The organism is Shewanella algae (assembly GCF_009183365.2).
Classification (GTDB): Bacteria; Pseudomonadota; Gammaproteobacteria; order Enterobacterales; family Shewanellaceae; genus Shewanella; species Shewanella algae.
Genome location: NZ_CP068230.1, coordinates 1,185,833 through 1,199,446, shown reverse-complemented (window position 1 = coordinate 1,199,446; position 13,614 = coordinate 1,185,833). Strand labels below are relative to the sequence as shown.

General features: G+C 54.7%; 12 protein-coding genes. 2 read left to right on the top strand and 10 right to left on the bottom strand.

The genetic code is table 11. From position 1 onward, the window contains the following. Nucleotides 1-18: 18 nt before the first annotated feature. From E1N14_RS05445 to E1N14_RS05405, 9 genes are all read right to left on the bottom strand, one after another. Nucleotides 19-1,305: an NAD(P)/FAD-dependent oxidoreductase gene (locus tag E1N14_RS05445; protein WP_025009897.1), complete on the bottom strand. Its 1,287-nt coding sequence runs from the start codon at nt 1,303-1,305 to the stop codon at nt 19-21. A gap of 165 nt (nt 1,306-1,470) precedes the next feature. Then, nucleotides 1,471-2,286, bottom strand: a complete 816-nt coding sequence (locus tag E1N14_RS05440) for an ABC transporter permease subunit (RefSeq protein ID WP_025009896.1) — start codon at nt 2,284-2,286, stop codon at nt 1,471-1,473. Next, nucleotides 2,283-3,182, bottom strand: coding sequence for an ABC transporter permease subunit (locus E1N14_RS05435; RefSeq protein ID WP_037436682.1), 900 nt, complete (start codon nt 3,180-3,182; stop codon nt 2,283-2,285). The genes E1N14_RS05440 and E1N14_RS05435 overlap by 4 nt, the downstream gene beginning before the upstream one ends. Further along, the gene (gene potA / locus E1N14_RS05430; RefSeq protein WP_025009894.1) at nt 3,179-4,315 is read right to left on the bottom strand and encodes a polyamine ABC transporter ATP-binding protein; all 1,137 of its coding nucleotides are present in this window, start codon (nt 4,313-4,315) and stop codon (nt 3,179-3,181) included. Before potA ends, E1N14_RS05435 begins: the two co-directional genes overlap by 4 nt. 118 nt (nt 4,316-4,433) lie before the next feature. After that, nucleotides 4,434-5,531, bottom strand: coding sequence for a polyamine ABC transporter substrate-binding protein (locus E1N14_RS05425; RefSeq protein ID WP_025009893.1), 1,098 nt, complete (start codon nt 5,529-5,531; stop codon nt 4,434-4,436). Between the two features lie 155 nt (nt 5,532-5,686). Then, a complete protein-coding gene (locus tag E1N14_RS05420) occupies nt 5,687-7,060 on the bottom strand; it encodes an aspartate aminotransferase family protein (protein WP_025009892.1) in 1,374 nt (457 codons plus the stop codon). Between the two features lie 10 nt (nt 7,061-7,070). Then, entirely contained in the window at nt 7,071-8,420 is a 1,350-nt protein-coding gene (locus E1N14_RS05415; RefSeq protein WP_044733903.1) for a glutamine synthetase family protein, read from the bottom strand. Between the two features lies 1 nt (nt 8,421). Continuing rightward, nucleotides 8,422-9,186: a gamma-glutamyl-gamma-aminobutyrate hydrolase family protein gene (locus E1N14_RS05410; RefSeq protein WP_028780690.1), complete on the bottom strand. Its 765-nt coding sequence runs from the start codon at nt 9,184-9,186 to the stop codon at nt 8,422-8,424. A 369-nt stretch (nt 9,187-9,555) separates the two neighbouring features. Beyond that, nucleotides 9,556-10,104: a cupin domain-containing protein gene (locus E1N14_RS05405; protein WP_028780691.1), complete on the bottom strand. Its 549-nt coding sequence runs from the start codon at nt 10,102-10,104 to the stop codon at nt 9,556-9,558. A 209-nt stretch (nt 10,105-10,313) separates the two neighbouring features. On the opposite strand from E1N14_RS05405, the gene E1N14_RS05400 reads away from it, so the two are divergent. Next, a complete protein-coding gene (locus tag E1N14_RS05400) occupies nt 10,314-11,621 on the top strand; it encodes an NAD(P)/FAD-dependent oxidoreductase (protein ID WP_062793369.1) in 1,308 nt (435 codons plus the stop codon). Between the two features lie 96 nt (nt 11,622-11,717). Continuing rightward, nucleotides 11,718-11,942 carry a hypothetical protein gene (locus E1N14_RS05395; protein ID WP_045283657.1) on the top strand — a complete coding sequence of 75 codons (225 nt, stop codon included), beginning with the start codon at nt 11,718-11,720 and terminating at the stop codon, nt 11,940-11,942. A gap of 48 nt (nt 11,943-11,990) precedes the next feature. Here E1N14_RS05395 and E1N14_RS05390 read toward each other — a convergent pair whose 3' ends face one another. Continuing rightward, complete coding sequence (locus E1N14_RS05390; RefSeq protein WP_025009890.1) at nt 11,991-13,487, bottom strand: aldehyde dehydrogenase; 1,497 nt, start codon at nt 13,485-13,487, stop codon at nt 11,991-11,993. Between the last annotated feature and the right edge of the window lie 127 nt (nt 13,488-13,614).

Here is a 13,614-nt window from a genome sequence, read left to right as displayed (position 1 = left end):
CCCTTGTACGGATAGGCATCAAATACCCAGTTTGTCCCTCAGGCTGTAATACCAGGCGCCGAGCGCAGAAAAGGGGACTCGCAGGGCATGTCCGCCGGGAAATGGATAATGGGGCAGGCTGGCAAAGGCATCGAAACGCTCCGCCTGTCCGGTCAGCACCTCGGCAATCAACTTGCCCGCCAGGTGGGTATAAGTCACCCCATGACCACTGCAGCCCTGGGAGTAATAGATGTTGCTGCCAATCCTGCCGACCTGAGGCAAACGGGAGAGTGTCAGCAGAAAGTTGCCTGTCCAGGTATAGTCGATACGGACCCCTTTCAATTGGGGGAAGGTCTTGAGCAGCTTGGGCAGGATAATCGCTTTGATATTCTCCGGATCTCGGGCGCCGTACACTACACCGCCACCATAGATCAGGCGTTTGTCGGCCGACAGGCGGAAATAATCCAGCAGATAGTTACAGTCCTCGACGCAGTAGTCCTGCGGCAACAGACTGTGGGCCAACTCTTCACCCAAGGGTTCTGTCGTGATTACCTGGGTACCGCAAGGCATGGATTTGGCAGCAAGTTGGGGCAGCAGTTTGCCAAGATAGGCATTTCCTGCCACCACCACAAACCTGGCCTTAACCTGGCCATTGGCGGTATGTACTATAGGGTACTCCCCTTCGTCGATACGTACTACGGCCGAATCCTCAAAAATTTTTCCACCGAGAGATTCCACCGCCCTCGCCTCACCCAGCGCCAGGTTCAGCGGATGGATATGTCCGCCACTCTTGTCCAGCAAGCCGCCGATATAACGGTCTGTATTGACCACCTGGCGAATTCCGGCATCATCCAACAGCTGCAGCTGTTCTGTGTGGCCATATCGCTCCCAGAGGGCTTTTTGCTGCTGCAGATGCCCCATCTGTTTGCGGTTGATGGCGGCAAATACCCCGCCGTTTTTGAGGTCACAATCGATCTGGTATTTTTCGATGCGTTCGCGGATGATACGGCCGCCCTCGAAGGCCATTTCGCCAAAGAGCTTGGCCTGCGCCTTACCGACAGTGCTTTCTATCACATCGAGATCGCGGCTGTAGCTGTTGACTATCTGGCCACCGTTGCGGCCAGAGGCGCCCCAGCCCACTCTAGCCGCTTCCAATACCACCACCTTGAAACCGGCCTCCAACAGGTGCAGCGCCGAGCTGAGCCCGGTATAACCGGCTCCTATCACACAGACATCGGTTTCCAGCACCTCGCTTAAGCTGTTGCGTTCACGGGTGTCATTGGCCGAATCGGCATAATAAGAGGAGGTGTGGGCAGTGGCAGTCATGGTTAATCCAGCCTTTTATGTTTGTTATTTTTAACACTTGCATCATCCTACACAGTTAAATCGACTAAAACCAGTAGAAAACGCATTATAAAACACACTTTGTTCAAAATTTAAAACACACAAGAAAAATAGCGGCGGGGGATGTCACAGCCAACCGCCTAATTGTTATTCCTCTGTTTGTCTGCTACGGCGTTCGGCGCGGCGCGCCAGATACCAGGACAGGAAAGCGATCAGGGATACCACCAGAATGATCAGGGTCGCCAGGGCGTTGATCTTGGGGGACACCCCGAGCCGCACCGAGGAGAACACCACCATAGGCAGTGTAGTGGCGCCAGGTCCCGAGGCGAAGCTGGCAATCACCAGATCGTCCAGCGACAGGCTGAACGACAACAGCCAACCCGCCATCAGCGCCGGGGCTATCATGGGCACAGTTATCAGGAAGAAGGTCTTCAGCGGTGTCGCCCCCAGATCCATCGCCGCCTCTTCAATAGAGAGATCCAACTCCCTGAGGCGCGATGACACCACTACGGCCACATAGGCGGCGCAGAAGGTAGAATGGGCAATCCAGACTGTCATCCTGCCCCGCTCAGCCGGCCAGCCGAGCAGATCCGACATATGCACAAACAGCAGCATCAGCGACAGACCCGTGATCACCTCGGGCATAACCAAGGGCGCCGTAATCATGTTCGACAGCGTCAGCTTGGCCCAGGAGCGACGAAAACGTGTCATCACAAAGGCCGCCATAGTGCCTATGATCACCGCCATGGTCGAGCTGTAGAAGGCGATTTGCAGACTGGTCCAGACCGCATCCAGTATCTGCTGATCGGCAAACAGCTCGGCGTACCACTTGGCGGAAAAGCCGCCCCAGACAGTTACCAGTTTGGAGGCGTTGAAAGAGTAGAAAATCAAAATAAACATGGGGGCATACAGAAACACCAGCCCAATCCATAACATCAGGGTCGAGAAACTCAGCTTCTTCATATCTCTTTCTCCAAACTGCGGCTCTGATAGCGATGGAACAGGGTGATGGGCACAATCAGCAGCACCAGCATCACTATCGCCAGCGATGAAGCCACCGGCCAGTCACGGTTGTTGAAGAACTCCTGCCACAGCACCTTACCTATCATCAGCGAGTCCGGCCCGCCAAGCAGTTCGGGGATCACAAACTCCCCCACGGCCGGAATAAACACCAGCATGGAACCGGCAATGACGCCGCTCTTGGACAGGGGCAGCGTCACCTTCCAGAAGGTATTGAGACTGCGGGAGCCGAGATCGGCCGCGGCTTCCAGCAGACTGACATCCAGCTTCACCAAGGTGGCGTACAGCGGCAATATCATAAAGGGCAGATACGCATAGATGATGCCGATATACACCGCCAGATTGGTATTGAGCATCTGCAGCGGCTCATCAACAATCCCGAGCCCCAGCAGCAGATTATTGATAAGCCCTGTGTTACTCAAAATCCCCATCCAGGCGTATACCCGAATAAGAAATGAGGTCCAGGAGGGCAACATCACCAACAGCAGCAGCACTGTCTGCAACCTGGCCGGCGCCCGGGCAATGGCATAGGCCATGGGATACCCAAGCAGCAGACAACCTAGGGTGGAAACCAGCGCCATCTTGAGCGAGTTGAGATAGGCCGAGTAGTACATGGAGTCGCTGAGCAGCAACAGGTAGTTACTCAGGTTGATAAATACCTGCAGCACTTCGTCGGCATACTGAAAACTTGGCTCATAGGGCGGAATGGCAATCGCCGCGGTGGAAAAGCTTATCTTCAATACTATGGCGAACGGCAGCGCGAAAAACAGCAGCAACCACAGATAGGGAAAGCCTATGGTCAGGTGGCGGCCTTTGAATCCTAACTTGAGCTTCTTCATGATCTTAACACCACGCCACTGGTGTCCTCCCAGCTGATATAGACTTCATCATCCCAGGTGGGGTGATCGGCGCGGCGTTCACGGTTGGTCATGCTGCACTGGACTATCTGACCATTGCCAAGGCGAATGTAATACACGGAGAAACCACCGAGATAGGCGATATCGTGGACTATGCCCTTGGCCCAGTTGTATTGCTCTTCGGGCTGCTCGCGGCTTATCAGGGTTTTTTCCGGCCTGACCGCCAACCAGACATGCTTGTCCTCGACGCTGGTAGACACACCATAACCCACGTAAAACGCCTGGTTCAGGCTCTCGGACTGAATGATCACATGGTCCACCTCATCGGCGGTGATCTCCCCCTCAAACAGATTCACTGTGCCGATAAACTCGGCAATCATCCGGCTATTGGGGCTTTCATAGATATCCATAGGCGAGCCGGTCTGGGCTATCCAGCCATCGCTCATGATGGCAATCCGCTCGGCCATGGTCATGGCTTCTTCCTGATCATGGGTAACCATGACGCAGGTCACCCCTACCCGCTCGAGAATTTCCACCACTTCAAGCTGCATCTGGGTCCGCAGTTTTTTATCCAGCGCTCCCATGGGCTCGTCCAGCAACAGGAGTTTCGGCCGCTTGGCCAAAGAACGGGCCAACGCCACCCGCTGACGCTGACCGCCGGAAAGTTGATGCGGCTTGCGGCGGGCATATTTTTCCATATGCACCAGCTTGAGCATCTCCTGCACCCGCTGCTCGATTTCAGCCTTGGGTAACTTGTCCTGCTTGAGGCCGAAGGCGATATTCTGCGCCACCGTCATATGGGGAAACAGGGCGTAGGATTGGAACATCATATTGATGGGGCGTTCATAGGGCGGCAGGTGGGTAATGTCCTGACCATCGAGAAAAATGCGTCCTTCGGTAGGCTTTTCAAAACCGGCCAACATTCTCAAAAGAGTCGACTTGCCTGAGCCTGAGCCGCCGAGCAAGGCAAAGATCTCGCCCTTGTTGATGGTCAGCGACACATCATCCACGGCGCGAACATCGTCAAAGAGCTTGCTGACCCGCTCGATTTTGAGCAGCACTTCATCCTGAGTTTTATTATTGGGTTTGACAGGAATGCCCGAGGTGATTGCCATAATACTTCTCCGCAAAATACCAAATGGGCGGCTCAGCGGCCGCCGCTGGTGGAACGAGTAAAGTTTGCCTGTACTACGCAATCAGACAATGAAGGGGCACCTGGCCCCTGAGTTATTGTTATTGGCCGGATTTAACCTTGGTCCAAACCCGGGTCAGGGCCCGCTGGGCCTTGAGTGGACGAATTTCCCCCACATACAGGTTGTCCAGAGTTGCCTGTGGTGGATAGATGCCGGGATCGTTACGGATAGACTCATCCACCAGTTTCTGCGCCGGTACATTGGGGTTAGCGTAGGAAACATAGTTGGAGATGGGGGCTATCACTTCCGGCCTGAGCAGGTAGTTGATAAAGGTCAGCGCATTGTCGACATTGCCGGCGTCGGCAGGAATAGCCAACATATCGAACCAGAGGTTGGCGCCTTCCTTGGGAATGGCATAGGCAATCTTGTTGCCGTTACCTGCCTCATCGGCGCGGGTAGCCGCCTGGAGGATATCGCCGGAGAAACCGAAGGCGACACAGATATCACCATTGGCCAGATCCGAGATATAGCGCGATGAGTGGAAATAGGTGATATAAGGCCGTATCTTGGCCAGCACTTCACCGGCCTTGTCAAAGTCGGACGCCTTGGTACTGTTAGGATCCAATCCCAGATAGATCAGCGCCTGCGGCACCATATCATCGGCCGAGTCCAGCATGGACATGCCGCAGGATGACAGCTTCTCGGCATACTTGGGGTTGAACATCAGTTCGAGCGAATCTGTGGGAGCATCCTCTCCCAGCAGCTCTTTTACCTTGGCGACGTTATAGCCTATACCGTTGGTGCCCCAGAGGTAAGGCACGGCATACTGGTTGCCCGGATCGGCCTTCTCCAGCTGTTTCATCAACTGGGGATCCAGATTCTGATAGTTGCTCAGCTTGCTTTTATCCAGAGGCTTAAAGGCCCCGGCCTTGATCTGCTTGGCAAGAAAGTTGTTCGAAGGCACGACTATGTCATAACCGGAGCGGCCGGAAAGCAGTTTGGCTTCAACCACTTCGTTGCTGTCAAACACGTCATAGATCACCCGGATCCCGGTTTCCTTCTGGAAGTTGGCCAGGGTATCTTCGGCGATATAGTCACTCCAGTTATACACCCGGACAACTTCTTCGGCCTGGGCCGTGGCAGCGGCCGCAAGGCCTCCCAACAGTGCCACAGACGTTACTTTGGTCAATAGCTTCATGCTCTCTCCTTTTACGGGTAGCAGCGGTTGTAACCCGCCTTCAATTGTTAACTTATTGTCATTGTTATTAGTGTCACCAATGCTACTCCCTAAAACCCGCATCGGCGCCTTGACAGCAAGGTATATCATGCCCTTACCGTCAATGGCAGGCAATCTTAGTCGTTCAATTTTCGTACGCTTGCGTAGGTCATATCGAGCGCTTGTTTCGCCTTTGTTACCAATTCATCGATTTGAGCCTGGGTTATCACCAGGGGTGGCGCGATGATCATAGTGTCTCCCACCGCCCGCATCACCAAGCCACTGGCGATGGAATGCTCCCGGCACTGAGTGCCTACCCCTAGCTCGGCAGCAAAGCGCTGATGACTCGCCTTATCGGCGACTAGTTCCAGCGCGGCCACCATGCCAACGCCGCGCACCTCACCCACCAGCGGATGCTGGGCCAAGACTTGCCGCAGCCGCTGCTGCAGATAAGGCGCGGTTTCCTCGGCCACTTTGGCGACTATGTTTTCCTGCTTCATCAGGCGTAAGTTTTCCAGTGCCACCGCGGCACTGAGTGGATGGCCCGAATAAGTGTAGCCGTGGGCAAATTCACCGCCCTTATCCAGCGCATCGGCGACTTTATCCGACACTATCACTCCGCCCATGGGGGCGTAGCCCGAAGTCATCCCCTTGGCTATGGTGATAAGATCCGGCTCAAGATCGTAATACTCGGCGGCAAAGTAACAGCCGGTGCGGCCAAAGCCGGTGATCACTTCATCGAGGATGAACAATATGTCGTACTTGGCGAGGATCTTTTTGATCTCCGGCCAATAGCTGTCCGGCGGGACTATCACGCCGCCAGCGCCCTGAATAGGCTCGGCAATAAAGGCCGCCACCTTGTCTTCACCCAGCTCGAGGATCTTGCTTTCAAGCTCGCGGGCACAGCGAATACCAAACTCTTCGGCAGACAGTCCCTGACCTTCGCCATACCAGTAAGGTTGAGCGATGTGGACTATGCCTGGAATGGGCAAATCGCCCTGGGCATGCATACCACTCATGCCACCAAGACTGGCACCGGCAACTGTGGAACCGTGATAGGCATTGTGGCGCGAGATAATGGTTTTCTTCTCCGGCTTGCCCTGGATGTCCCAGTAATGACGCACCAGGCGCAAGTTGGTGTCATTGGCCTCTGAGCCAGAGCCGGTGAAGAACACCTTGTTCATATGAGGTGGTGCCAGCGCGGCTATCTCGGCGGCCAGTTCAATCGCCGGCGGGTGGCTGCACAGAAAGAAGCTGTTGTAGTAAGGTAATTCCTGCAACTGATGTGCCGCCACATCGGCGATGGAACGCAGGCCATAGCCCATGTTGACGCACCAGAGTCCGGCCATGCCATCGAGAATTTGATTGCCCTGTGAATCCCAGATATAGACGCCATCGGCGCGGGTAATCACCCGCCCGCCCGCCTGTTTCAACGCCTTGGGATCGGTAAAGGGATGCAAGTGGTGGGCATGGTCCTTGGCCTGCCAGCTTTGGGTCTGTTGTGATTTCATCTCTCCCTCCTTAGACAGTCAGCAGCAGGAATTCCCGCTCCCAGGAACTCACCACCCGGCGAAAATTCTCAAGCTCGGCGCGCTTGACCGCGACAAAACCTGTGGTGAAATCTTCCCCCAGATATTTACGGCAATATAGGCTCTCTTCCATCATGGCCATCGCCTCTTCCAGCGTCTGCGGCAAAGAGATCCCCGAGCGGTCTTCGTTGGCCCGGCCCTGCACCGGCGTCGAAGGTTTCACGTCTTCAACGATTCCCAAATAGCCGCACAACAAGCTGGCGGCAATGGCCAGATAGGCGTTGGCATCGGCCCCCGGGATACGGTTTTCAATGCGGCGATTTTGCGGTGAAGACTCGGGGATCCTCAGGCCACAGGTACGATTCTCCTCGCCCCACTCCAGATTGACCGGCGCCGAGGTGCCCGGCAGGAAGCGGCGGAATGAGTTGACGTTGGGCGCCATCAGCGGCAGAAATTCCGGCATAAAGCGCTGCAGCCCGCCGATATAACTGAGGAAATTCTGGCTCATGGTGCCATCTTCGCGGGTGAAGATATTTTTGCCGGTTTCCTTGTCGATTACGCTCTGATGCAGGTGCATGGCGCTGCCAGGCTCATTGGTCACAGGCTTGGCCATAAAGGTGGCGCAGACGCCGTGCTTGAGGGCGGCCTCTCTCAGGGTGCGTTTGAACACAAACACCTGATCCGCCAGCGCCAGTGGATTGCCGTGGCTGAAGTTGATCTCCATCTGCGCCGTGCCTTCCTCGTGGATCAGGGTGTCGATATCCAGCTCCTGCGCCTCACACCAGTCGTACATATCCTCAAACAGGGGGTCATACTCATTGGCGGCATCGATGGAGAAGGACTGACGTCCGGATTCGGCGCGGCCGGAACGACCAACCGGGGGCTTGAGTGGCAGATCGGGATCGTCACTGCGACTGGTGAGATAAAACTCCATCTCGGGGGCAATCACCGGCTCCCAGCCCTTGTCTTCATAAAGCTTGAGCACTTTTTTCAATACGTTGCGCGGCGACAGCTCCAGCGGATTGCCCATCTTGTCATAAGTATCGTGGATCACCTGAGCCGTGGCCTCCAGGGTCCAGGGCAACATAAAGACCGCATTTTCATCTGGCACGCAGACAAAGTCGATATCGGCGCTGTTGAGCAGGCCATAGTAGGCCTCATCATCGACATAATCGCCGGTCACGGTTTGCAGCAACACACTCTCGGGCAGCCGCATGCCCTTTTCATCGATAAACTTGTCTACCGGGGCAATTTTACCGCGGGCGATACCTGTCATATCGCAGATAACACATTCAACTTCGGTTATTTTTTGTTCTTTTAAGAAGGCTTCAAGCTTATTCATATTATTTATTCCGCTGTTGCGCCCTAAGACTGCAAGCCTCCCCAAAGGCCTTAAAAATTGCGCTGTAGAAGGGGTTATTTCTGACTTGCCATTCGGGATGCCACTGCACTCCCAAGGCGAATGCCTTGGCGTCGGTGACAGAGAAGGCTTCAATCAGACCATCTGGAGCATGCGCTTCAGGCCGCAACCCCTGACCCAGGCGCTCCACGCCCTGAGTATGGACGGAATTAACCATCGCATGGCTACGGCCCCAGGCGTCGAAAAGCATCCCTCCAGGTTCTATGCTGACCTCGTGGGACAAGCCATACTGCACCTCCAGCGGCGCGCTCTTGTCTTCTCTGTGTTCAATAAAACCACCCACTTCATAGAGCTTCTGGTGCAAACTGCCGCCGTAAGCCACATTCATTTCCTGAAAGCCGCGGCAGATCCCGAGTACCGGCACTCCGGCCTCTATGGCAGCGCGAATTAAAGGCAAAGTAGTGTCATCCCGCTTGGGATCATGGTGGGTGCCCGGCTCGCTGGCCGGGCCTTGGTAATGATGAGGTTCAACATTGGAGGGGGAGCCGGTAAACAATATGCCGTCCAGGCGTTCGAGCAGTTGTGCTATCGGGGTATCGGCCCCCAATGCCGGGATCACCAGGGGCCAGGCTCCGGCACCTTCGACCACCCCCAAGAGGTATTTCTCGCCAACAATATTGAAAGGATGCAGCCCCAACTGCTCATTGCATGCGGTTACACCCACCAACGCCATTGCTGCCTGTGCCATATCTCACCCCAAAACACTCAAATCCAGGTCTCAGTTTTGAACATTCACTAAAGCAAATGTTCATTTTTTCACACACTACACGGATTTTTTCGCACAGGCAAGAGGTTAATATCCTGTTAAACGCAGCCTCAAACTAAAATTATTTAAGCTTTTATTTTTAAATGAATATTTAAAAATACCTTGTGTTTGAGATAGGTGTAAACAAGCTTGAACAAGGCAAAAAATTGGCTTTGCATCACACTGGTTCAGCGGGCACCAATTCGGTGCACACGGGGTTATACGGTCGATATTATTTACACTTTCAGGCAAATATGCTGCCCGATGTGAATTTACGGGCAGCAAATCGCAATCAGCAGAGGAAATGGAAGATCAAAAGTTGGCAGGAGTGGTGGCACTGACCAGATGACAGGGTTCATCGAAAGGATTTCGGAACCTGTGTGGTTGTTCGCTATTGAAATAGTAGCTGTCACCGGCCTCCAGAATAAACACCTCTTCACCGACCGTCAGTTCAAAGCGACCGGTAATCACCAGCGCCGCTTCTTCCCCTTCGTGGCGCAGCATCTCTTCACCCGTATCGGCTCCCGGGGGATAAGTCTCCGACATCACAGACATGGCACGGTTGGGATAATCCCGACCAATAAGCTTGAACTCCAGTGGCCCAGTGCCTATGTCCAAAAGCTCATTGGAGCGATACACCACTTTTTGCTCGGTAGTGCCGTTTTCACCTATGGAGAAAAACTCCACCAGCGACATGGGGATCCCCGAAAGCACTTTCTTGAGTGAGCTGACTGAAGGGCTGACACTGTTTTTCTCTATCATAGAGATGGTGCTGTTGGTCACCCCGGCGCGTTTAGCCAGCTCACGCTGGGACAGGCCTTTCATCTTTCTAACAGCCTTGAGGCTGGCACCTATATCCAAATCGCAAATCCCCCAAAAATCTCTTATCAGGCGGTTACAGGACACGGTCGGCAGCGGCTTCTGCACAAGGGCAACCAGGGTCCCGGTGAAATTGTTTTGTATTATATGACAAAAGCATGTTAAATAAAACGAACACTTTGAAGGCAAGAGTGCGACGACCGTCGGATGTAACCAGCCGAGTCCAAACTTATAACAAGAACGGAGCCATGATGCCAATCCAGTCCCCCATTCACAGTGACAACTATCCCGCCTCTTTTTACCATGCGACCGCCAAAGAATTGTTTCAGCATCCCAGGCTGGAAGAGTCCTTGGAGACAGATGTCTGCGTAATAGGCGCAGGCTTCAGCGGCCTCAACAGTGCCATAGAACTGGCTGAACGAGGCTTTGGGGTCACCATACTGGAAGCCAAAAAAGTGGGCTGGGGCGCCTCAGGGCGTAATGGCGGAGAGTTGATCCGCGGTATTGGCCATAATATTGAACAGTTTGAGCCCAGTATAGGTAAAGAAGGTGTACTGGCTATCAAGCAGATGGGTTTTGAAGCCGTCGATATCGTCCGGGAACGGATCGCGCAATACCAAATCGATTGCGATCTGCGCTGGGGCTACTGCGATCTGGCGCTGAAACCAAGACATATGCAGGAGCTTGAGCAGGAGCTTACCGAGCTTGAGCAACTTGGCTACCCACATAAGCTCAAGCTGTTGTCCAAGGAGCAGTTGCCGGAAGTCATAGGCTCTGAGCGTTATCTCGGCGCGCTCAGCGACATGGGCAGCGGCCATCTGCACCCTTTGAATCTGGCCCTCGGCGAGGCCCGTGCGGCCCGAAGCCTGGGGGTTAACATCTATGAAGACAGCGCCGCCACCGAAATCATCAAGGGCGAGCAGATACGGGTCAGGACTGAGGGCGGCGAAGTCCGTTGTCGCTATCTGATTTTGGCCGGCAACGCCTATATAGGTGCCAAACTCGAACCTCATATCGGCGGCAAGGTGCTACCGGCCGGCAGTTATCTGCTGGCGACCGAGCCCCTGCCGCAAGCACTCTGCGCTGACATTATTCCGCAGAATATGGCCTTCGCCGATATGAGCATAGCACTGGACTATTTTCATCTGTCGGCCGACAACCGTCTGTTATTTGGCGGGCTGTGCAACTACTCGGGCAGAGATCCCAAGGACATTTGCGCCGCGCTCAGGCCCAATATGGAAAGAGTCTTCCCGGCGCTCAAGGGCGTGAAAATAGATTATCAGTGGGGTGGCATGATAGGGATAGGCGCCAACCGTATGCCGCAGATAGGCAGGTTGCCGGATAGCCCCAACATCTATTTCGCCCAGGCCTATGCCGGGCATGGCGTCAATGCCACCCATATGGCGGGTCGTCTGCTGGCAGAAGCTATCAGTCAGCAGGCTGAGCGCTTCGATATCTTTGCCTCAATAGATCATATGACCTTCCCGGGTGGCCCGGCGCTGCGCTCGCCCATTCTGGCGGCAGGCATGCTGTACCATAGATTCAAGGATCTATTCTGAACAAGGCCTGTCTTGAAAAGGCCTGTTTTGAAGACAAGTGTATGTTGAATAGGGAGCCATTTTGAAAGTAAGTACAGCAAAGGCGTTGTGGCCGTCGTGAATACTCCCTTCGATATCAGCCGCATTCATACGCCACAGGGGATTTTTCGCCTCAAGGGGGAACTGCAAGCCTCACCGCCGAAACTCGTGTGCAGGCAGCTTGAAATTCTCGGCAGTGACGGTTGGCTGGAGCTGCGAGTCGAAGATAACCGCACTCAAGTGCTGCTCGATGCGCTGTTTGAACCTGTGCGTGAACACCTCAAGCCCTGTAGCCTTCTATAAAGACAATCCCCCCGCAAGGCAGGGGGATTGTCTATTACAGCAAACCGATTAAATGGCTATCCAGGTCGCCTTAATTTCTGTGTATTTATCAAAAGCATGCAGCGACTTATCGCGGCCGTTACCCGACTGCTTATAACCACCGAAAGGCGCCGTCATATCGCCGCCGTCATAATGATTGATCCACACCATACCGCTTCTCAGCGCCTTGGCGGTTCTGTGGGCCTTGCTGAGATCAGAAGTCCACACACCGGCCGCCAGGCCATAGATGCTATCGTTGCCTATGGCTATCGCCTGCTCCATTCCCTCAAATTCAATCACACTCAGCACAGGGCCGAAGATCTCCTCGCGGGCGATACTCATCTGGTTATTCACTTCACGGAACAGGGTCGGCGCCACATAAACGCCACCGGTTTCAGCCATGAGTTGCTCGCCGCCACAGGCCAGCACAGCACCTTGCTGCTTACCCGCCTCGATATAACCGAGAATAGTCTGCAGCTGCTGCTGATCCACCACCGCGCCACTGACGGTATCCGGATCCAGCGGATGCCCCGGCTGCCAGGATTTGAGCTCGTCGATAATGAGCGCTATCAGTTGTTCCTTGACCCCGGACTCCACCAGCAGGCGCGAACCTGCGGTGCAAACTTCGCCCTGGTTGAAGGCGATGGCCGAAGCTGCCGCCTGCGCCGCCGCCTTGAGATCCGGGCAATCGTTAAAGACTATGTGGGGGCTCTTACCACCGGCCTCCAACCACACACGTTTCATATTGGACTGACCGGCGTAGACCATCAGTTGCTTGGCTATCTTGGTGGAGCCGGTAAACACCAGGGTATCGACATCCATATGCAGCGCCAGCGCCTTGCCAACTGTATGACCAAAACCGGGCAATACATTGAGCACTCCAGGCGGGATCCCGGCTTCCAAGGCAATGGCAGCCATACGAATCGCCGTCAAAGGGGATTTTTCCGAGGGTTTGAGGATGACAGAGTTACCGCTGGCCAGCGCTGGCCCCAGCTTCCAGCAGGCCATCAGCAAAGGGAAGTTCCATGGCACAATCGCGGCCACTACCCCGACAGGCTCACGGGTGATCATGCCGATTTCATTGTCAGCGGTGGGCGCTATCTCGTCGTAAATCTTGTCAACCGCTTCGCCGGACCAACGCAAGGCCCTGGCGGCATTGGTCACATCCACCGACTTGGAAAAACGGATAGGCTTGCCCATATCCAGGGTTTCCAGCAAGGCCAGCTCATCACTATGCGCCTCCAGCAAATCGGCAAAGCGTATCATCACCTTTTTGCGCTCTACCGGCGCCATTCGCGACCAGACTCCGGATTCAAAACTGGCTCTGGCACTGGCCACCGCCGCCTCGGCATCGGCCAGATCGCAACTGGCTACGGCGGCAAGCTTGTTGCCATCCACAGGGCTGATGCAATCGAAGGTCTCGCCGGATACGGCTGCACAATACTCTCCATGGATAAAGGCCTGGCCACAGATCTGCAATTGCGCAGCCAACTGCTGCCATTGCTGACGGGTTTGCGGTGTACTCATAAATCCTCTCATCTGCTTGCAAGCGGGCATTCCACTACCTCAGTAGGCCTATCGCGGCCAACTCGTGCAGCCATCGCGAGTTATTCGGGTCGCTCCAGATTAGCCTCGAGCACGGCATAAATTCAAT

Coding starts and splice junctions, on each gene's coding strand:
- E1N14_RS05445 (WP_025009897.1), bottom strand. CDS start 1,305: ATGACTGCCACTGCCCACACCTCCTCTTATTATGCCGATTCGGCCAAT.
- E1N14_RS05440 (WP_025009896.1), bottom strand. CDS start 2,286: ATGAAGAAGCTGAGTTTCTCGACCCTGATGTTATGGATTGGGCTGGTG.
- E1N14_RS05435 (WP_037436682.1), bottom strand. CDS start 3,182: ATGAAGAAGCTCAAGTTAGGATTCAAAGGCCGCCACCTGACCATAGGC.
- potA (WP_025009894.1), bottom strand. CDS start 4,315: ATGGCAATCACCTCGGGCATTCCTGTCAAACCCAATAATAAAACTCAG.
- E1N14_RS05425 (WP_025009893.1), bottom strand. CDS start 5,531: ATGAAGCTATTGACCAAAGTAACGTCTGTGGCACTGTTGGGAGGCCTT.
- E1N14_RS05420 (WP_025009892.1), bottom strand. CDS start 7,060: ATGAAATCACAACAGACCCAAAGCTGGCAGGCCAAGGACCATGCCCAC.
- E1N14_RS05415 (WP_044733903.1), bottom strand. CDS start 8,420: ATGAATAAGCTTGAAGCCTTCTTAAAAGAACAAAAAATAACCGAAGTT.
- E1N14_RS05410 (WP_028780690.1), bottom strand. CDS start 9,186: ATGGCACAGGCAGCAATGGCGTTGGTGGGTGTAACCGCATGCAATGAG.
- E1N14_RS05400 (WP_062793369.1), top strand. CDS start 10,314: ATGCCAATCCAGTCCCCCATTCACAGTGACAACTATCCCGCCTCTTTT.
- E1N14_RS05390 (WP_025009890.1), bottom strand. CDS start 13,487: ATGAGTACACCGCAAACCCGTCAGCAATGGCAGCAGTTGGCTGCGCAA.